The 19122-nt window shown below is 64.1% G+C and carries 20 protein-coding genes and 1 pseudogene; 9 read left to right on the top strand and 12 right to left on the bottom strand.

Going from position 1 to position 19122, the window contains the following annotated elements; all coding sequences use genetic code 11:
- Window positions 1-107: 107 nt before the first annotated feature.
- Window positions 108-1109 carry an IS30 family transposase gene (locus CAF53_RS18975; protein ID WP_100238542.1) on the bottom strand — a complete coding sequence of 334 codons (1002 nt, stop codon included), beginning with the start codon at window positions 1107-1109 and terminating at the stop codon, window positions 108-110.
- Between the two features lie 275 nt (window positions 1110-1384).
- Between CAF53_RS18975 and CAF53_RS18970 the strand changes: the two genes are divergently transcribed.
- The 5 genes and pseudogenes from CAF53_RS18970 to pcaD all read left to right on the top strand — a co-directional run bounded on the left by CAF53_RS18970 (window position 1385) and on the right by pcaD (window position 4734).
- On the top strand, window positions 1385-2551 hold the full coding sequence (locus CAF53_RS18970) for a muconate/chloromuconate family cycloisomerase (protein WP_100239205.1): 1167 nt from the start codon (window positions 1385-1387) through the stop codon (window positions 2549-2551).
- A gap of 3 nt (window positions 2552-2554) precedes the next feature.
- The gene (catC, locus tag CAF53_RS18965; RefSeq protein WP_046764065.1) at window positions 2555-2845 is read left to right on the top strand and encodes a muconolactone Delta-isomerase; all 291 of its coding nucleotides are present in this window, start codon (window positions 2555-2557) and stop codon (window positions 2843-2845) included.
- A gap of 24 nt (window positions 2846-2869) precedes the next feature.
- Window positions 2870-3760 carry a dioxygenase gene (locus CAF53_RS18960; RefSeq protein ID WP_046765340.1) on the top strand — a complete coding sequence of 297 codons (891 nt, stop codon included), beginning with the start codon at window positions 2870-2872 and terminating at the stop codon, window positions 3758-3760.
- Between the two features lie 18 nt (window positions 3761-3778).
- Window positions 3779-3880 (top strand): annotated as a pseudogene (locus CAF53_RS18955) (succinyl-CoA--3-ketoacid-CoA transferase); the annotation flags it as partial.
- A 62-nt stretch (window positions 3881-3942) separates the two neighbouring features.
- Window positions 3943-4734 (top strand): 3-oxoadipate enol-lactonase, encoded by a 792-nt coding sequence (gene pcaD, locus CAF53_RS18950; RefSeq protein WP_197707483.1) that lies wholly within the window; start codon window positions 3943-3945, stop codon window positions 4732-4734.
- Window positions 4735-4855: 121 nt separating this feature from the next.
- Here the strand turns inward: pcaD and CAF53_RS18945 are convergent, their stop codons facing one another.
- The gene (locus CAF53_RS18945; protein ID WP_046764149.1) at window positions 4856-5269 is read right to left on the bottom strand and encodes a MarR family transcriptional regulator; all 414 of its coding nucleotides are present in this window, start codon (window positions 5267-5269) and stop codon (window positions 4856-4858) included.
- Window positions 5270-5469: 200 nt separating this feature from the next.
- Between CAF53_RS18945 and CAF53_RS18940 the strand changes: the two genes are divergently transcribed.
- Both CAF53_RS18940 and CAF53_RS27155 read left to right on the top strand, forming a co-directional pair.
- Entirely contained in the window at window positions 5470-5751 is a 282-nt protein-coding gene (locus CAF53_RS18940) for a hypothetical protein (RefSeq protein ID WP_100239203.1), read from the top strand.
- Window positions 5748-5924, top strand: a complete 177-nt coding sequence (locus tag CAF53_RS27155; RefSeq protein ID WP_157035778.1) for a hypothetical protein — start codon at window positions 5748-5750, stop codon at window positions 5922-5924. The genes CAF53_RS18940 and CAF53_RS27155 overlap by 4 nt, the downstream gene beginning before the upstream one ends.
- Here CAF53_RS27155 and CAF53_RS18935 read toward each other — a convergent pair.
- From CAF53_RS18935 to CAF53_RS18910, 6 genes are all read right to left on the bottom strand, one after another.
- A complete protein-coding gene (locus tag CAF53_RS18935; RefSeq protein WP_100239202.1) occupies window positions 5916-6413 on the bottom strand; it encodes a DUF6306 domain-containing protein in 498 nt (165 codons plus the stop codon). The two genes, CAF53_RS27155 and CAF53_RS18935, sit on opposite strands and share 9 nt — an antisense overlap.
- A gap of 98 nt (window positions 6414-6511) precedes the next feature.
- The gene (locus CAF53_RS18930; RefSeq protein ID WP_197707482.1) at window positions 6512-8836 is read right to left on the bottom strand and encodes an ATP-binding protein; all 2325 of its coding nucleotides are present in this window, start codon (window positions 8834-8836) and stop codon (window positions 6512-6514) included.
- Between the two features lie 114 nt (window positions 8837-8950).
- On the bottom strand, window positions 8951-10387 hold the full coding sequence (locus CAF53_RS18925) for a glycosyltransferase (protein ID WP_242443519.1): 1437 nt from the start codon (window positions 10385-10387) through the stop codon (window positions 8951-8953).
- Window positions 10384-11349 carry a HEAT repeat domain-containing protein gene (locus tag CAF53_RS18920; RefSeq protein ID WP_232307542.1) on the bottom strand — a complete coding sequence of 322 codons (966 nt, stop codon included), beginning with the start codon at window positions 11347-11349 and terminating at the stop codon, window positions 10384-10386. Before CAF53_RS18920 ends, CAF53_RS18925 begins: the two co-directional genes overlap by 4 nt.
- An 11-nt stretch (window positions 11350-11360) precedes the next feature.
- Complete coding sequence (locus CAF53_RS18915; protein ID WP_100239200.1) at window positions 11361-12485, bottom strand: YaiO family outer membrane beta-barrel protein; 1125 nt, start codon at window positions 12483-12485, stop codon at window positions 11361-11363.
- Window positions 12482-12856 (bottom strand): response regulator, encoded by a 375-nt coding sequence (locus tag CAF53_RS18910; RefSeq protein ID WP_046764059.1) that lies wholly within the window; start codon window positions 12854-12856, stop codon window positions 12482-12484. The genes CAF53_RS18915 and CAF53_RS18910 overlap by 4 nt, the downstream gene beginning before the upstream one ends.
- Window positions 12857-13100: 244 nt before the next feature.
- Here CAF53_RS18910 and CAF53_RS18905 point away from each other — a divergent pair, with 244 nt between their 5' ends.
- Entirely contained in the window at window positions 13101-14702 is a 1602-nt protein-coding gene (locus tag CAF53_RS18905; RefSeq protein ID WP_100239199.1) for a SulP family inorganic anion transporter, read from the top strand.
- Window positions 14699-15322: a ParB-like protein gene (locus CAF53_RS18900; protein ID WP_242443518.1), complete on the top strand. Its 624-nt coding sequence runs from the start codon at window positions 14699-14701 to the stop codon at window positions 15320-15322. The genes CAF53_RS18905 and CAF53_RS18900 overlap by 4 nt, the downstream gene beginning before the upstream one ends.
- A gap of 2 nt (window positions 15323-15324) precedes the next feature.
- Here the strand turns inward: CAF53_RS18900 and benD are convergent, their stop codons facing one another.
- The 4 genes from benD to CAF53_RS18880 form a co-directional block, all read right to left on the bottom strand.
- Window positions 15325-16101 (bottom strand): benzoate diol dehydrogenase BenD, encoded by a 777-nt coding sequence (gene benD, locus CAF53_RS18895; RefSeq protein ID WP_046764057.1) that lies wholly within the window; start codon window positions 16099-16101, stop codon window positions 15325-15327.
- On the bottom strand, window positions 16098-17120 hold the full coding sequence (benC, locus tag CAF53_RS18890; RefSeq protein WP_100239197.1) for a benzoate 1,2-dioxygenase electron transfer component BenC: 1023 nt from the start codon (window positions 17118-17120) through the stop codon (window positions 16098-16100). The genes benD and benC overlap by 4 nt, the downstream gene beginning before the upstream one ends.
- Window positions 17121-17197: 77 nt before the next feature.
- Complete coding sequence (benB, locus tag CAF53_RS18885; RefSeq protein WP_046764055.1) at window positions 17198-17698, bottom strand: benzoate 1,2-dioxygenase small subunit; 501 nt, start codon at window positions 17696-17698, stop codon at window positions 17198-17200.
- Window positions 17695-19047 carry a Rieske 2Fe-2S domain-containing protein gene (locus CAF53_RS18880; protein ID WP_046764054.1) on the bottom strand — a complete coding sequence of 451 codons (1353 nt, stop codon included), beginning with the start codon at window positions 19045-19047 and terminating at the stop codon, window positions 17695-17697. Before CAF53_RS18880 ends, benB begins: the two co-directional genes overlap by 4 nt.
- Between the last annotated feature and the right edge of the window lie 75 nt (window positions 19048-19122).

Raw genomic sequence — 19122 nt, 5'->3', positions numbered from 1 at the left:
TGCCATCATCTCAACGGCAGGGGCGGTTTCGATTTGAAGCGCGACATCCAACGTGATGCGTAGCATTTCATCCGGGGTGGGGCGAGCCCCACCCCGGATGGCCAAATTTATCCGGCCTTGAGGAGGGCGATCTGCTCTCCCAGGACCTCCTGCGGAGTGCGATAGCCTAGACACTTGCGCGGTGTGCTGTTGAGGCGGTCGGCAACGGCCTGGACCTCCTTGTCCGACAGCAGTGCAATGTCGGTGTCGGAGGGTAGGAAGCGCCGGATCCGTCCGTTACAATTTTCCACGCAGCCTTTTTGCCAGGGCGCTGACGGCAAGCAGAAGTAACTGGTGATGCCGAGCCTGTTTTGCAGTGTCGCAAAGGCGGCAAATTCCGTGCCTCGATCGAAGGTGATGCTGCGTCGGAGGGAGGGGGGCAGAGCATGCAAATGCCGATCAATGCCGGCCATCACACCGGCAGAATGGCGGCTCGGATTACGCGCAAGGAAAGTGAAGCGGCTGCAGCGTTCGACCAGCGAGGTGAGGTTGGCTTTGCCATATTCTCGCCTGAAGATGAGGAGATCGCCTTCCCAATGTCCGAAGCTGCTGCGATCGGCGATTTCCTGCGGCCGTGCGCCGATCGTGTTGGCCACGGGAATATGGAGACCGCGCGGCTTTCGACCGTAGCGTTGCCGGCGCGAACGGCGGGCGACGGGCAGATGGCGCCACAGCTTTTGGTGCCGTCCATCAGGTCCATAGACATATTGGTAGATGGTTTCGTGGCACACCGCCTCGCGCATGCCCCGATGACGTCGAAGGTAGCCTGCAATCTGTTCTGGCGACCAGGCGGCCGACAAGCGATCAGCGATGTAAGCGGCGAGCTCCGGCTGGCGGGCGATCTTCCCGCCTCGCACACGACGGCCGCGCGCTATGGCTTGGGCAACCGTGGGATAATAGCCACGAAACAGCGGATGCTCATCAAGGTGCCGGTTGCGCTTGAGCTCGCGATAGATCGTTGCCGGATGACGTCCCAATGCTTCCGCAATCTGCCGCACTGACCGCCCAGTCGCGATCAACTGATAAATCTCCCGCCGATCATCTAAACCTACATGCTGATAGCCGTTCATCGCGTGCCTTCCTGGAAAGGGGATCAAACCCTCATAAATCCAAGGATTTCGCACTTCGATTTAGAATCCACCAGGATGAATATCATAAATCGATAATATATATTATGTTAAATACATTCTATGTCATGCCTACGCCTAAAGAGGCCGCTTAACCCCGAAAATGAGAAGCGAAAATCATTATGATACCTTTTGGGTATGGTATCTGATTCAAACAGTCTTTTTCCTTATCGAACAGCTTCATTACTCTCCAGCTTCGGATAGCGGAGAGAATTCATATGCCCCCCTCCATCACGATCACGGGTATTGAGACGAATATATTGGAAGTGCCTACGGTTCGTCCGCATGTTTTGGCGATGGCGACGATGGAAGCGCAGGTTGTTTGCCTAGTGCGGCTTCATTGCAGCGACGGGATTGAGGGGGTTGGCGAGGCGACGACGATTGGGGGGCTGAGCTATGGGCCGGAGAGCCCTGAGGGTATCAAGCTTGCCATCGATCGTTATTTCGATCCCCTGTTGCGTTCCGGGGATGCGACCCGGATCGCGTCGCTGATGGGCGTGATCGGGAAGCATGTGGTGGGCAATCACTTTGCCAAATGCGCGGTGGAGACCGCGCTGCTCGATGCGCAGGGCAAGCGGCTGGGCGTTCCGGTGAGCGAACTGCTGGGCGGTCGGGTGCGGGACCGGCTGCCGGTGCTCTGGACGCTGGCGAGCGGCGATACCGGGCGCGATATCGAGGAGGCCGAGGCGATGCTCGCTTCCCGTCGTCACAATGCGTTCAAGCTCAAGATCGGCAAGCGGCCGCTGGGCGAGGATGTGGCCCATGTCGCGGCGATCAAGCGGGCGCTGGGCGACCGGGCCAGCGTGCGGGTCGACGTCAACATGGCGTGGGACGAGACGGTGGCGCGCCAGGGCGTCGCGATGCTGGCCGATGCCGGCTGCGACCTGGTCGAACAACCGATCATGCGCCATAACCGCGCGGGCATGGCGCGTCTTGCCGCCCGCTCGCCGATCCCGATCATGGCGGACGAGGCATTGCAGGGCCCCGCCAGCGCCTATGACTATGCGACCGCCGCCGCCGCCGACGTCTTCGCCGTCAAGATCGAACAGTCGGGCGGGCTGTACGCGGCGAAGGACGTGCAGGCGATCGCGCAGGCGGCGGGGATCGCCGTCTATGGCGGCACGATGCTGGAAGCGGCGGTGGGCACGGCGGCATCGGCCCATGTCTTCGCGACCTTCCCCACCCTGCCGTTCGGCACCGAACTGTTCGGCCCTCTGCTGCTGACCGAGGAGATATTGGCCGAGCCGCTCGACTATGCCGATTACGGCCTGGGCGTGCCGGACGGCCCGGGCCTGGGCGTGACGCTGGACGAGGAACGGATCGCCTTCCTGCGCCGGGACGCGGCGCGCACCACCATTTCCCTCCCCTCTGCACGGATGGCCTGACCCATGCTCTTCAAGGTCGAAATGGATGTGCGTGTCCCGCTGGATTATGATCCAGCCCGGTTCGAAGCGTTGAAGGCGGCCGAGAAGGCGCGCTTCCAGGAGCTGCAACGGGCCGGGACCTGGCGCCATATCTGGCGGGTCGTGGGCCAGTACAGCAATGTCAGCATCTTCGATGTGGAGAGCAACGCGCAGCTCCACGACCTGCTGACCGGCCTGCCGCTTTATCCCTTCATGGAGGTGAAGGTGACGGCGCTCTGCCGCCATCCCTCCTCGCTGCATGACGATGATCGCTGATATTCAACCCTTTGGAGAGGCATGATGACTGAAGATTTTGTTGCATCCGCGCCGGTACAGGCCCTGCTCGACCGCGCCAGCGGCGTCGACGCGCAGGGCGGCGACAAGCGGCTCAAGGCGATCACCCGCGACCTGGTCGAGGCGGTGATGAAGACGATCGTGCGCCATGAGGTGAGCGAGAGCGAGTTCTGGGCCGCGATCCACTATTTCCAGAACGGCGCGGCGGAGTTCGGCCTGATCGTGCCGGGCGTGGGGCTGGAACATTTCATGGACCTGCTGATGGACGCCCGGGATGCCGAGGCCGGCAGGACCGGCGGCACCCCGCGCACCATCGAAGGGCCGCTCTATGTCGCGGGCGCGCCGCTGGTGGAGGGCGACGTCAACCTGACCGACGATGCCGACGACACCGGCACGCTCTTCATGAGCGGCACGATCAAGGGACCGGACGGCGCGCCCGTCGAAGGCGCGATCCTGCATGTCTGGCACGCCAACAGCCAGGGCTGGTATTCGCATTTCGACCCGACCCGCGAACAGACCCCGTTCAACAACCGCCGCCGCATCCGCATCGGCAGCGACGGGCGCTACGCCTTCCATTCGAAGATGCCCAACGGCTACAGCGTGCCGCCGCAGGGCGCCACGGACCGGCTGATGCAGGGGCTCGGCCGCCACGGCAACCGTCCGGCCCATGTCCATTTCTTCGTCGAGGCGCCCGGCTACCGCACGCTGACCACGCAGATCAACTTCGGCGACGATCCCTTCGCCGCGGACGACTTCGCCTTCGCCACGCGCGATGGCCTGCTGCCCGTTCCCAACCGGCAGGGCGACACCGCCACCATCGCCTTCGACTTCGAACTCCAGAAGGCGGATGTCGCCAGCGACGAGGGCTTCTCGTCCCGCATCCGCGCTGCGGCCTGAAGCGGGAAGAGGCTTTCCATGGCATCCTGTATCCACGACAGCCCTCGGGTCGCACTGAACGGACTGTCGTTCGACGGCATGATGATCATGTCGGGCGGGTTCGGGTTCTCGGGCAATCCCGGCAAGCCGAACCCGCAGATCGGGACATATGGGGGGCCGGCGCCCGCGGTGGAGCGGGTCTGATGGAAAAGGCGTTCATCACCACCGGCGACGGCTGCCGCATCGCCTGGCGCTTCGACGGACCGGAAGGCGCTCCCATCCTCCTGCTCTCCAACTCGCTGGGCACCGACATGGGCATGTGGGTGCCGCAGATGGAGCAATGGGCCCACCGCTTCCGGGTGCTGCGCTATGACCAGCGCGGCCATGGCGCGTCCGATGCCCCTGCGGGCGCCTATTCCATCGACCGGCTGGGGCGCGACGTCATCGAACTGCTCGACGCGCTCGACATCGCGACGGTCGATTTTTGCGGCCTGTCGCTGGGCGGCATGGTCGGGCAATGGCTCGGCATCCGCGAGCCGCACCGGCTGCGCCGCCTGGTCCTTGCCAACACCTCCAGCTTCATGGGACCGCCCGACGCCTGGGATGCGCGCATCGCCCTGGTACGCCAGCAGGGCATGGCCCCGCTCGCCAGGGCTTCGGTCGAGCGCTGGTTCACCCAGGCCTTCGCCCAAAGCGGCCAGCATGCCATCGCCCCCATCGCCGCCATGCTCCAGGCCACCGACCCCCAGGGCTATGCCGGCTGCTGCGCCGCCATCCGCGACATGGACATGCGACGCACCGTCGCCCTCATCCAAACCCCCACCCTCGTCATCGGCGCAACGCACGACCCCGCAACACCGCCAACCCACAGCAACGCTCTCGCAACAGCCATCGCAGGCTCCCGCCTTGCCATGCTCAAGGCCGCTCACCTCGCCAATGTCGAACAACCCATCGCGTTTGGCGCATGTGTAGCGGATTTTCTCGCCGATTCCTGATTTTATCGGGAACTGCCAAAGGTTTAGTTCGTTCTTTTGCTGGACGCGGCTCGCGCACGGCAAGCCGGGGGCGGCCTGCGACCGTCAGGAGCGTCCCGTCTCACCGCCCGGGGCAAGAACATCAGGCGAAGCGGGCCAGCAATTCGTGGAGCAGTGGACGAAGGCGCTTGATCTCGGCCCTGTGCGTTGCCGACAGGCTGGCCAGCAATTCCAGGGCGTGCGGCGTCAACTGCAACTGTGACCGGCGGCGATCGGCGGCAATGGAATGGCGTGTCACCAAGCCCAACTTTTCCAGCCGGTCGACCAGCCCCGTCGCGCTATGCGGCTTCAGCAACAGGCGCCGCGCCACGAACCCTACCGTCGCATCTTCCGGTGGCGCGGCGCGTAGCGCCAGCAATGCCTGATGCTGCTGCGGCGTCAGGCCGACCTGCGCCGCCCGCTCGCCGCTGAAAGCCTGGAACTGGCGCAGCGCGAAGCGGAATTCCGCCAGGGCCACATAATCTTCATCCTCCAGGACGGCGGCTTCCATCGTCATCATCCTCAATAATCGTCCACGATATTATATATCATATGCAGCCCAGCAAAGGGGCATGCGCATGTTTCGGGAACCCTCCGCTTCGATCGAAGCCTCGCTCCAAGGTTGCTCAACTACCGAGCGGTCAGGGCCGTGCCTACCCGGCATTTGACATTTATATCGTATTACGATATAAATAGCGGAAGAAGAGGAGGCCGTCCATGTTCGTCATGGCCATCATCCTGCGATCCATTGTCCTTGTGGGCGGCAGCGCGTTGACCGCTGGGCTCCTCTGTTGGCTGGCGATGATCAGCGCGGATCGCCTGCATCATCATGGTTGGGCTGCGATCCTGATTCTGATCCTGCTGTCGATCCTGTTCCTGAGCGGCATGGTCCACAGCGAATTTGTCCGGCTGAGCGCTCTCTGCGGCCTGTGCGGTGCGCTGTTCCTTTGGATTTCCGCCAGCGAACCCGACATCTCCGCGGGACGGAACGGAAAATGAAGTGGACCTACCCCGCTCTGGTCGCCCGCATCGGCACGGCACAGCCGCCAAGCCGGGCGGCACTGCGTTTCCTGGTGGGGCGGATGCGACGGGAAGCCTTTGCCCATATCGATGAACCGGCCCGCCGACGGCAACAGATACGCCGGGCCATCATGGCGATGCTTTCACCCTGAAGCGCCATCGGACGATCGTGCCAGAAAATCATCCGCCAACCGGATATTCGCGCGATGCCTGTCCGCCATATCCTTGAGGTCCGCATGGAGCGCGGCGTCCCGGACCCGCGGCATCAACTCGTCCAGCTTCCGCACCACCCAGACTTGCCCCCGGTTGAGAAAGGCAAGCCGGTCGAGCGGCGCTGGAATCGCCATCGCCTTGTCCAGAAAGGCGCCTGTCCTGCGCGAAGGCGTTCCGCCCAGCCGCTGGATCTGGCGCGTCAACATGGCGCACCAATGCGCCTCATCCTTGCGGACGCCCCGCATCAGTTGAGCATAGCCGCTCAGGGTTGCCGATTTGCCGCTGCCCTGCGCCACGCGGGTGCCCGCCCGTTCCGCTTCGAGCAGCATGTTCAGCGTCGACAATATCTCGTCACGATCCGCATAGACCATATAGGCATCGGTTGCATCGGTCGCATAGCAGACCGGGGAGGACGGTTCGTTGGTCATGCCTCTGGCTCCAATCCGGGAACCCAGAATATATCCGTTCAGGGAAAGTCGTAACCCCATAACGGATCCGTCATGCCGAATGGGGGCTATGCGTCCGATCAAGCGGGGGAACCGCAAAGCCCGATCACCTCCCTGATCTTACCTGCGATGACGGTATCCATCGCTCCCCTCTCCCTCAACGCCTGTTCGGCCGCCTCCGCCACGCTCCCCAGCCGGACCTCCCCGAACATCCCCGCCGTTCCGGCAATCTTGTGCAATTCTTCTTCCGCTTCTTTCAATGCCTGGCGGGAAGGCGCCGGCTGATCCAGCAATGCTGTCAATATGGTGCGCGTTTGCTCTTTCCGCTCGCGAAAGCGTTCGCTCAGCCGTTCGGTGATCGGGTCGAAGCCCGCCGGACTTTCGCGCACGGTCTTCATCGGCAGCCATGTCGCCAGCGCCTCGCGAAGCTCGGCCAACCGGATCGGCTTGGTCAGATGGGCCTGCATGCCGGCATTCAGCGAAGCATGCGCATCCTCGCCAAAGGCATTGGCGGTCAATGCCAGGATCGGCAGTTCCTCGGCCGTGACGCCATGCCCGCGGATCGTGCGCGCGGCGCCAAGGCCGCCCATCACCGGCATCTGCATGTCCATGAGTATGATGTCATAGGGCATCCCATCCTCCCGAGCCCGCAACACGGCTGCGACGGCCTCCCCCCCATCGGGAACGATCGTTGTCCTACACCCGATCCGGTCCAACAGGGCGCGCACCAGTTCCTGGTTGACATCATGATCCTCCGCCACCAGCACGCGCAGATCGTCGAAATGCATTGCCGCACCCTCGACCGGCGGCAGGGCGGGGACAGGCACGGCCCCCTCCTCCGCCTGCTCGAAGGGCAGACGCAGGGTGAAGCGGCTCCCCTGCCCCAACCGGCTGTCGAGCGTCAGTTCCCCCTTCATCAGCGTCACCAGTTGGGCGCTGATTGCCAGGCCAAGGCCGCTGCCGCCATAATGGGCCGCGGTGGTCGCATCCGCCTGCACGAACTTCTCGAAAATGGCGGCCTGCCGCTCCGGGGCGATACCGGGACCGCTGTCCTCCACCATCAGCACCAGCCGGTCCGCGCCATCCCGGTGCACGCGCAGCGCCACATGACCCATGGCGGTGAACTTGATCGCATTGCCCAGCAGGTTGAGGACGATCTGGCGCAGCCGCAACCCGTCGCCCAGCATCATCCGGGGCAGGTCCCCGGCCAGGTCGCGGATCAGCTTGAGCCCCTTCTGCTCCGCGCTCTCCCGCACCAGATTGAGGCAGGCGTCCAGGGCATGGACCAGGTCGAAGGGTTCATGCGCGATCTCCATCTGCCCTGCCTCCACCTTGGACAGGTCCAGTATGTCGTTCAGCAGCCGCATCATCGCCCGGCCGGAATCCGCGATCATCTTCACCTGATGATGCTGTTCGGGCGGCAGCTTCGCACCCATCAGCAGGTCGGCAAAGCCCAATATGCCGTTCATCGGCGTGCGGATCTCATGGCTCATATTGGCGAGGAACCCGGTCTTGGCCGCGCTCGCCATCTCCGCCGAATGCCGCGCCGATATGTCCTCGACCACGCAGACGAAGAAATCGGGGGCGCCCCCTGAATCCCGTACCAGCGACACGGTCATGTTGATCCACACGACGCCGCCATCCTTGCGGACATAGCGTTTTTCATGGGCGAATTCGCTGATCTCGCCCAGCAGTAGCCGGCCCACCTGTCGCGCATCGATCGCATAATCGGCGGGATGGGTGATCTGCCGGTAATCGGTTCCGATCAGTTCGTCCCGCGCATAACCCGCGATCTCGCAAAACCGGTCGTTGACCAGCAGGAACCGTCCCTCGGGCGAGGCATGGGCCAGGCCCACCGCCGCCTGATCGAAGGTCGCGGCGAAGTGGCGCGCCGCATCGCTGTGCGCCGCATTGGCAAAGCCGGTGACGATCGGGCCGGCCATCAGCCGCACGACCTCCAGATCGGCTCCGGAAAAGGCCGCCAACTGATCGGAATAGACCTTCAGCACCCCGACCGTCTCGCCATGATAGGGCAAGGGCACCAACATCATGGATCGGACGCCGACCTTCCGGCAGGCATCGCGGTCGACGCGCGGATCGGTTTCGCTGTCGTGGCAGAATTGGGTTTCACCCGTCGCGACGCAGACCCCCGACAGGCTGCCGCTCAACCGCAGGCGCAGGCCGATCTGCCTGATCGACGTGCCGCTGGCGGCACGATAGACCACTTCCTCGCCGTCGCGCATCTCGACAATGGCGCCTGTCGCAAGAGGGATGATGCGCAACGCGCGGCGGGCCACTTCGTCGATGATCTGCTGGAAATCGGCGAAGGATTCCGCCACAGCCACCTGAAGTGCCAGCATTTCCGGCATCCAGGGGGGAGACGGACCGTCCGCGTTCCTATCCATCGGATGTCTCCCTGCTGCCTTCGTCCCAGCCATGGACGCGGAAAAGGACGAAGCGGTGCCATCCGGCCAGCATGGGCGGCGCAGCCGTCGCCAGTAGGAAAAAGAGCACCGTCCTCATTGCCGCACGAAGGCCGAACGGCCGGCGGCGGCCCATCGGTTGTCCTTGCGGATGAAACGCCACATGCCATGGAGCCGGAAGACCAGATTGGCCTGGCGGTAGCCCAGATTCTCGACGACGGCGGCGATCCCGATCATCGCCAGGTCGCGCGCCCGCGGCGTGCGGCGCAACTGCACTTCCTCCAGCGCCAATGTGCCCAGGCTGAGCGCCGTGCCGAACAGCACCGTCAGCGAGAAGAAGGCAAGCACCACCGTTCCGGATTCCACCCCCATCAGCCAGAGCAGCGGAATGAGCAGATAGCCCAACAGCTCGCAGGGCGGCCCCAGCACATCCTCGATCACGATCAGCGGCATGCTGACAAGGCCGACCCGGCCATAGCGCGGATTGCCGAGCATGCGCCGATGCTCCACGATCGTCTCCAGCGCCCCCTGTTCCCAGCGGGCCCGCTGGTTGCGCAGGCCCGTCCAGCTTTCCGGCGCGTCGGTCCAGCAGACGATCTCCGGCACGAAATCGATGCGATAAGGCTTTTTCTCCTCCCGCATGCGGCGATGGATACGGGTCACGACCTCCAGATCCTCACCCACCGTGTCGTGGCGATAACCGCCGATATCGACCAGCGTCGCCCGGCGGAACATGCCGAAGGCACCCGATATCAGCATCAGCATGTCCAGCCGCGCATTGGCGATCCGCGCCGTCAGGAAGGCGCGCAGATATTCCAGTATCTGGTAGCGCGGCAGCCATTTGCCCGGCAGGCGGATTTCGCGCACATGACCGCCCGCCACCACCGATCCGTTGACGATGCGGATCGCGCCGCCCACCGCCATCAGCGATCCGTCATCGGTCATGAAGGGTTCCGCGGCACGCAGCAGGCCGTCCGGTTCGATGATCGAATCCGCGTCGATCACGCACACCAGCGGAGCGGCGGCAAAGCCCAGCCCGGCATTGACGGCGTCGGCTTTACGTCCGTTCTGCTTGTCGACGAGGATCAGATTGGGGTAGCGTACCGACCCGTAAATGCCGTTGATCCGCGTTTTCTGAAGCTCGGCCAATTGCTCCCGTTCGATCGGGCGCAGGTCGAATTCCTCGATCAGTACGGCCAGCGTGCGATCGCTGGAACCGTCATTGACCAATATCACCTCATGATCGGGATATTCCAGCGCCAACAGCGCACGCACGCTGTCCGCGATCGACAGCTCCTCATTATAACAGGGTGCGATCACCGACACCGGTAGCGCCAGATCGGCATAGCGGGTCCACAGATCGTAGGACCGGCTGGCCGGCTTGATCCGCGTGACGAAGATACGGGCCGCCAGCAGCAGTTGGATCGTCGATACCAGATTGCGGACCGTCACGACGACGAAGCAAAGCAGGCCGATGGCGATCAGTGTCGCGACGCCGACATCGGCCGCCCCCGAAAGCATGCGGTCCATCATGCCGCCACCTGCAACATCTGCACCGCCTGCTGCGCGCGCAGTCGCACCCAGGGCGAAGGGTCGTTCCGCATCGCCGCCAGCAGCGGCACGGCAGCGGACAGCTTCATGATCTGGCAGGCTCGAATGGCGCGCGAACGCACCGGATGTTCCGGATCGTCCAGCAGGCGGATGATCCATCCCGCGCTGCCTGGATGGCCGAGCCGGGTCGCGGAATCGAGCGCGGCAAGCCGCACCGGCGGATGGGGATCGACCGCCGCCGCCGCCAGCAACGGCAACGCCGCGAAATTCTCCGTCCACCCCAGCGCATCGATGACCAAGGCGCGGACGGCGGGCTGTAATTGCCTGGAATGGCCGAGGGCCAGCAATTCAACGGGATGGCTGACCGCAATCAATCGGAACAATGTGCGATGCAGGGGCGTGATCCGCGCTTCATGCAACGAAAGATCCGCGATCAGACTCTCCGGCGCGGGCAAGGCGTCGAGCTGCGCCAGAAGCGAGGCGGCTTCCAGGCGGGTATCGATATGGGGGTCCTCATGCAGCACGGCCATCAGCGCCTCGACGGCTTGCGTCCCGCCAATACTGCCCAACATGCGCATCGCGTCCACCTGGGCCCGGCGTCGCGAACTGTGAGTCCGGCGCAATGCCTTCTTCAACAGGCCGTCGCGTTCCACCAGCGCGATCAGCCTGTTCCGATCCTCCCCACGCAACAACTGGATCATGCGGCCAATCGCCGCCAGCTTGTCGGCGGTGCGCGCGCGGCGAAAGGCCGGGCTGGCCAGTGCATCTTCCCCGCCACCCATGATCTCGCGGATCAGAGCCTTGATCAGGGCGGCCCGTTGCGCCTCGCCCCGCTCCGCTCGATCGCGACGGATGACAAGGAACAGCAACAGCGCCGCCATGCCCAGCGCGCCATAAAAGGAAACGAAAATGGCGATCTGGGCGACATGGTCGGAGATCGGCATGGTCGTCACGATCAGAATCCGAATTGCAGGCCGACCGACCCGCCCTTGCGCGTGTAGGTGGATCGCCTGCGGTCGTAATCCAGACCTGCCCGGAGCGTGATCCGCTCGGCGATCGGCACGGTGCCTCCCAGGAAAAGCGAATGGACCTGCCGGGTGATGCCGGCTTCGGTATCGGGATAGGTCGCCGCACCGGCATAGAGGGTGGCGCCACTGCGCAGCGTGCCGTCCAGCCGCCCGGAAACACCGGCGCGATGCGTGCCCTGCTCGTCCCAGAGGTTGATCATCCGGACCGTGGCGCTCACCCCGATCCTCGCGGCATTGAGGCGAAGACCGGGCAGGAACGTCGTCACCGACACATCGCGATATTGGGCATGACGTACGTCCGCGAGCAGGCTGGCATAGGAGCGGATGTCCGCCTCGATCCCACCGCTGATGCTCCATTTTTCCCTGAAATCGGCATGCGGTGTCCCGGCAATGGCCGCGTAGGCGCGCAGATTGGGGCCGATACGCTGATCGATGCGCCCTTCGATGCGTGTATCGACAAAGCTCTGACGATCCTCCCGCTCTCCCGCCAGCGCCAACGTCGTCCCCTCCCCGACCCGGCCATAGATGGCCAAAGTCGTCGTCGACCATGTCCGGCTCGGCCGATTGTCGAAGGATACATGGGAAAAGCCCTGGGCCGCGGCCAAGCCAAAACGGCTGCGCGGGGGCGGGCCGGGCTTGGCGTCGAGCTGACGGCGAATGGCCGCGGCGTCGGGATCCTGCGGCGATCGCTGCTCGATCGCCGCAACCTCGCGCCCTGCGGCATCGCGGTCGCCGGACCATATATAGGCACGGGCGAGCGCCGCGCCGATGTCATTGTCGGTCGGCGCCAATTGCTGCGCGTGCTTCAGCGTGGCGATCGCCTGCGGATAGTGCCCGGCACGGGCATGGGCCGTACCCAGCAAACGCAGGATTTGGGGATCATTGGGAAAATCGGCATCGGCCCGCTCCAGCAGAACGATGGCCCCACCTTCGTCCCGCCGTCCCAGCGCTGCCTCCGCCGCGTCCAGTTGCGCCGCGCGCGGACTATCGGGCGCCGCCTGCGCCGCCGATGCCATCGCGAGCGTCAAGGAGCAAGCGAACAGCACCCTCATTGCATCGCCCGGGCCGATTTGAGGATCGCGTTGACGCGTATCACCAGTTCGTCGGGGATGAAGGGCTTGGTCAGATAATCCCGCGCCCCGGCCGTCAGCGCGCCCATGACATCCGCCTGCCCTTTCCGGGAGGTCAGCATCACGACGGGAATATCCGGCAATTCCTGCGTGACTGCGCGCAGCACGTCCGCACCGGACATGACCGGCATCATGGCATCCAACACCAGCAGGTCGACACCCCCGCTGCGCGCCGCCTCAAGCGCGGAAGCGCCATCCTGCCGAATCGTTACGTCATGCCCGGCCGCTTCCAGCTTGAAACGGACCAGTTCGCCCAGGAGGTCGTCGTCATCGGCAACCAGGATATGCGCCATTCAATTCCTCCCTTGGGAACCGCATCATCCTCTCCAACTGCGGAAAATTCCGTGGTTTAACAATGAATAATGGGAAATTTACCCTCATCTTGCCGCGCCGGGGCAACATTTCTGCGATAAGCCGCCTTCCGGCGGGGGGCCGGTACCCGCAGCCTTCCGCATTTCTGCGCTTGCTGACTGCCCGGATGCTTGCAAAACAGGGCTTTGACCGGAGCGGCAAAGCTGCACAGAGGAACGTCCGATCATGCAGAAGCGCGACGCCATGGCCGGGCTTTCGATCGCGGGCCTCATGCTGCCTGAAGCCATTGCCTATGCCGGCATCGCGGGCCTGCCGCCCCAACGCGCGATTCTGGCGGCGGTGGCGGGCGCCTGCGCCTATCTGGTCCTGGGACGCAGCCGCTTCGCCATCATATCTCCCACCTCTTCTTCCGCCGCAATCCTGGCGGCCGCGCTTGCCTCATTGCCGCCGGACGCGGGACCGACCGGCACCGTCGCAACCCTGATCATCATCATGGTGGGCATGATGTTCTGCGTCATGGCGGCTGCCCGGCTGGGCGGCCTCGCCAGTTTCATCTCGCGCCCCGTGCTGCGCGGTTTCGCCTTCGGCCTCGCGATCACGATCATCGTCAAGCAATGGCCGATCGCCGTCGGCCTGTCGCTGCATGGTTCCACCATCGGCACCTTGCTGCTCGCCCTGCTGGGCAGCGTACGAAGCTGGCATGCCGCCAGCATCTTCACGGCCCTTGCCGCCCTCGCCGCCCTGCTGCTGTTGCGGCGCATGCCCCATCTTCCGGGCGCTTTCCTCGTTCTTGCGGGCGGTATTGCGGCCTCGGCGTTGTTCGATCTTCCCGGCCATGGCGTGGCGAGCGTGGGCATGATCGACCTGATACCCCATTGGGAAGGCATGCGCTGGCCGGGCTGGCAGCAATTGTCCCGCGTCGCGCAATTGGCGGCGCCCATCGTCCTCATTCTCTTCGCCGAAAGCTGGGGCACGATGCGCACCTTGGCGCTGCGCCACGGCGACCAGGTGGAGCCCAACCGGGAAATGGCGGCGCTGGGCCTTGCCAATATCGCTGCCGCCATGGTGCAGGGCATGCCTGTCGGCGCAGGCTTTTCCGCCGGGTCTGCGGCCGAGGCCGCAGGGGCGCAGAGCCGTTGGACCGGCCTGGTGGCAGCCGTCACGCTCGCGGCGCTGGTGATGCTGGCCATGCCTCTGGTGGCCCGCTTGCCGGCACCGGTGCTGGCCGCGGTGGTCGTGGCGGCGCTGCTCCATGCGCTCGATCCGGCACCGCTGATCCGCCTCTGGCGCATCCGCCGGGACGGTGTGGCGGCGCTGGGCGCGGCGGCGGGCGTATTGATATTTGGCGTGCTCAACGGCATGCTCTTTGCCATTGCCTTGTCGTTGGCGCTGCTGATCCGTCGGCTCGCAACGCCGGAACTGCGGCAGTTGGGACAATTGGCATCCGGACATGATTATGTCGACATGGCTCGTCACCCCGATGCGGTCAGCCCGCCGGGGATGATGATCCTGCGTCCCGCCGAGCCGCTGTTCTTCGCCAATGCGGAGCGGGTGCTGGGTCGTGTCGTCGAGATGGTGGGCGTGCAAGCCGACCGACACAAGCTGATCCTCAGCCTGGAGGAGAGTTTCGACCTCGACAGCACCGCGCTGGATGCCCTGATCGAATTCGACACGCTGATGAAGGCAAGAGGGATCACGCTGCAACTGGCGCGGGTGCGCGATCATGTCCGCGACCTGATGCAGGCGGCGGGCGCTGCCGATCTGATCGCGCGCAGCAGCTACAGCGTCGACGACGCGGTCCAGGCGCTCAAACAGGAGGCAAGATGATGCCGCATGTCATTCCCGAACCCCTGCTGCATTCGGTCGAACTGGCCGAGTTGCGCCCCACCCAGATGACCGTCGGCCTGATCGAAGTGGCGCGCAAACGCCATGAATGGAGCGTCCGCGCGGATCGCGACCGGCCCGATTTCCTGGGCCGCCACATGATCCCGGTGGTGATCGGTCCGAAGGGTCGGCGCTGGATGGTCGATCATCACCATCTCGCCCGCGCCCTGCATGACGAGGGCGTGGTCCATGTGCTGGTCAGCGTGGTGGCCGATCTGGGGCATCTCACGCCCAGCGCGTTCCTGACCTATATGGACAACCGCAACTGGCTCCACCCCTTCGACGGAAAGGGACGGCGGCAGGGCTATGACGCGTTGCCCAAGCATATCGGCAAGCTGACGGACGATCCTTATCGCTCGCTCGCAGGGGAACTGCGGCGGGCTGGGGGCTATGCCAAGGTGGATATTCTCTATTCCGAATTTCTCTGGGCCAATTTTCTGCGCCAGCGGATCAAGTCCTCCCGCCTCGCCGAAGGGTTCGAGGCCTGTCTTGGCAAGGCCTTGACGCTGGCGCGATCGCGGGACGCGGCGCATCTCCCCGGCTGGGCCGGAAGCGTGGAATAGCTTCAGCCCAGATCGCCGCCCGCGACCGGCAGGACGCTGCCGGTGACATAGCTCGCCTCGTCCGAGGCCAGGAACAGGATCGGCCCCGCCTGCTCCTCCAGCGTGCCATAGCGCTTCATGAAGCTGGATTGCGTGACCTGCTCCACCACATCGGACATCCAGGCCTCTTCCTGCGCGCTGTTGCCGTCCGGGTTGCGCGGCACGCGGCGTTCGGGCGCAGCGGTGCCGCCCGGCGCGGTGGCGACGACGCGGATGCCAGCTGACGCATATTCCATGGCCAGGCTCCGGGTGATGGCGTTCACCCCGCCCTTGGCCGCCGAATAGGGCACGCGGTTGATCCCGCCCGTGGCATTGGAGGAGACGTTGACGATCGTGCCCTTCCGGTGCTCCAGCATATAGGGCAGCACCGCATGACAGCACCAGAGCGTCGGGAAGAGCGATCGGCGCACCTCCGCCTCGATCTGCGCAGGTTCGAACGCGGTATAGGGTCGCATCCGTATGGCCCCGCCGACATTGTTGATCAAGATGTCGATGCCCCCGAAACGCTCCCCCGCGGCCGCCATGGCGGCCCTCGCGCCTTCATATGTCTCCAGATCGGCGACGAAGCCGAATGCCTCGCCATCGGCTTCCGCCGCGACATCGGCCACGAATTCGGCCCGGTCGACCAGCAGCACCCTGGCGCCCTCGGCAGCGGCACGCAGGGCGACCATCCGGCCAATCCCCTGCGCCGCGCCGGTCACGACCATGGCCTTGCCCGCAAAGCGTCCCGCGAAGATCATGCCGGCACCGGCTCGCTGGCGGCGAACTTCTCATAATGGAAGTGGGCCGGTTCCACGCCCTTTTGCTTGAAGAACTGCCTGACCGCCTCGACCATCGGCGGCGGGCCGCACAGATAGACGTCGCAATCGCCCGCGTTCAGATGCTCGTCGGTCAGATGATGGGTGACATAGCCCTTGAGCGGATGCGCGCTTGCCTCGTCGGCGACGCAGGCGGCCCAACTCATCGTCGGCAACCGCCGTCTCAGTGCCTCGATCCGCTCGATCTCGACCAGATCGCCGTCATGGGTCACGCCATAGATCAGGCGGATCGGCTGGTCGGTGCCCCTATCGGCCAGCACCTCCAGCATCGAAAGCAACGGCGCGAGGCCGGTCCCGCCCGCCAGCATGACCAGCGGCCGGGTGACGTCGCGCAGGAAGAAGCTGCCATTGGGTCCGACGAAGCGCATCCGGTCGCCCCCCTTTGCCTGCCTCGTCAGCCAGCCGCTCATCAGCCCGCCGGGAACGTTGCGGATAAGAAAGCTCGCCTGCTCCGCGCCCGGCCTGGAGCTGAAGCTGTAGGCGCGGCTTTCTTCCGTGCCGGGCACGGCCAGGTTCACATATTGGCCGGGCAGGAAGGCCAGCTTTTCCGGATCGTCCAGGTCCAGCTTGAGGAGGATGGTGCTGTCCGACACCAGTTCGACGGACGCAATGGCCGCCTCGAACCCAGCGGGTGCCAGCTTGCAGGCCGATGACGGCACCGGCACCTGAACCACGCAGTCGGAGGACGGCACCATCTGGCAGGTGAGGACCATGCCTTCCGCCGCCTCGTCTTCGGTGAGCGCGTCCTCGATATAGTCGTCGCCCAGATCATAGCTGCCCTGCTCGCAATGGCATTTGCAGGTGCCGCACACGCCGTCGGAACAGTCCATCGGCAGGTTGATCTTGTGGCGATAGGCCGCGTCCAGCACCTTCTCGCCATCGTTGCAATCGATGATGCGGGTGGCGCCGTCTTCGAAATTCAGGGCTATGCGAAAGCTCATGGTTTCTCTCCCATCCGAACATCTTCAAGCAGGCTGAGAGTCAGCGGCCCGGAAAATGCGATGATCAAAAGCACCGGTCAGATGTGGTAGATGTCGATGACCTGGTGGATATAATCGTCCTTCAGAACGACCTTCTTCGAGGTGATCAGGGGCGTTTCCCCACCGAAATCGACCGTGTAGAAGGATGTGCCGAAGAAACTTTGCGTCTTCTTGTAGCGATGACTGAGCGTCTGCCAGTTGAAGCGCAGATCGACGGTTTCGCCCTGCTGGCCGATGATTTCGACATTGCTGACGAAATGACAGGTGCGCGGTTCGGGCATGCTGGCGCTCGACCGTTCGGTCTTGATGCGGAAGACCCGATCCTCCAACCCTTCGCGATTGGGATAGTAGATCAGCGAGATATGGCTGTGCGGATCGTCCACCAACTCGTCGTCATCGTCCCAGGCCGGCATCCAGAACATGGCCTCGGGCGAATAGCAGGCCAGCCATTCTTCCCACTGGCGATCGTCCAGAAGACGGGCCTCGCGATAGAGAAAGGCCGCGACCTGCTCCAGCGTGATGCGGGCGAGCGTGCTCATGCCGCTTCTCCCATCCGCTCGGCACTTTCACTCTGGCGGATCGCTGCGATCAAGGCCTGCGCCCAATATTCATGCTGGCGCACGAACAGCCCTTCATCCTCGCTGCGATCGCCGCTGAGGATCGGCTTCAAGCCTGTAGCCAGCGCATTTTCATCCGGCCCATCGATCCAGTGCACCGCACCGCGGCTCAGGTCGTTCCACAGATCGTCCGCCCCGGCATAGCCGGTCTGGCAGGCGCGGAATTCCTCCAGATCGTCCGGCGTGCCCATGCCGCTGACGTTGAAGAAATCCTCATATTGGCGGATGCGCAGGGTCCGTTCGGCCGCGCTCTCCCCCTTGGGCGCGAAGCAGTAGATGGTGACTTCGGTCTTATCGACGCTGATCGGCCGCACGACGCGGATCTGCGTGGAAAACTGGTCCATCAGGTAGACATTGGGATAGAGGCAGAGATTACGGGTCTGGCCGACGATCGGCGCCGCACGCTCCCTGCCCAGCCGGGCCTCCAGTTCCTGCGCATGCGCATGGATCGGCCGCACTTCGGGATTGAGCAGATTGGTCCAGAGCAGGATATGCCCGTTCTCGAAGGCATAGACGCCGCCGACGCTCTTGGACCAGCCATTGGCGTCGACCGTGCGCGTGCCTTCCGCCTCATAGTTGCGGCGGCCCATGGTCGCTGAATAATTCCAGTGGACAGAGCTGACATGATAGCCGTCGGCGCCATTTTCCATCTGCAACTTCCAATTGCCGTCGAAAGTATAGGAACTGTTGCCACGCAGCACTTCCAGACCTTCGGGCGCGGCATCGGCAATCTGGTCGATCACCGCTCGTGCCCCGCCCAGATGCTCCTCCAGCGAGGGGACGTCAGCGTTGAGGCTGCCGAACAGGAAGCCGCGATAATTTTCGAACTTCGCCAGCCGGGTCATGTCATGCGACCCTTCGGTGTTGAACGAGCCCGGATAGTCGCCGGTCTTACCGTCCTTCACCTTCAGCAACTTGCCGCCATTGTTGAAGGTCCAGCCGTGGAAGGGACAGGTGAAGCTGCCTTTGTTGCCATGTTTCCGACGGCACAGCATCGCGCCGCGATGCGCACAAGCATTGATCAGCGCATGAAGTTCACCGCCCTTGTCGCGCGTGACGACGACGGGTTTGCGGCCGATCCAGGTCGTGAAATAGTCATTGGGCTCCGGAATCTGGCTTTCATGCGCCAGAAACACCCAATTACCCTCGAAAATATGCTTCATTTCCAGGTCGAACAATGCGGGATCGGTGAAGACATCCCGGCGGCAGCGATAGATTCCCCTGGCCGGGTCCTCGACAACGGCGCCGGCGATGCGATCGATCATATCCATGCATACTCTCCTTCGGTGGAAGGAATATGCCTTGAAGGTTGACCTGTGAAAGACTAACTGGGTCCAGTTCCATAC

Origin of the sequence: Sphingobium sp. LB126 (genome assembly GCF_002795205.1) — a bacterium.
Classification (GTDB): Bacteria; Pseudomonadota; Alphaproteobacteria; order Sphingomonadales; family Sphingomonadaceae; genus Sphingobium; species Sphingobium chungbukense.
The sequence above is the reverse complement of the archived record's forward strand: the minus strand, read 5'-3'. Positions and strand labels throughout refer to the sequence as shown.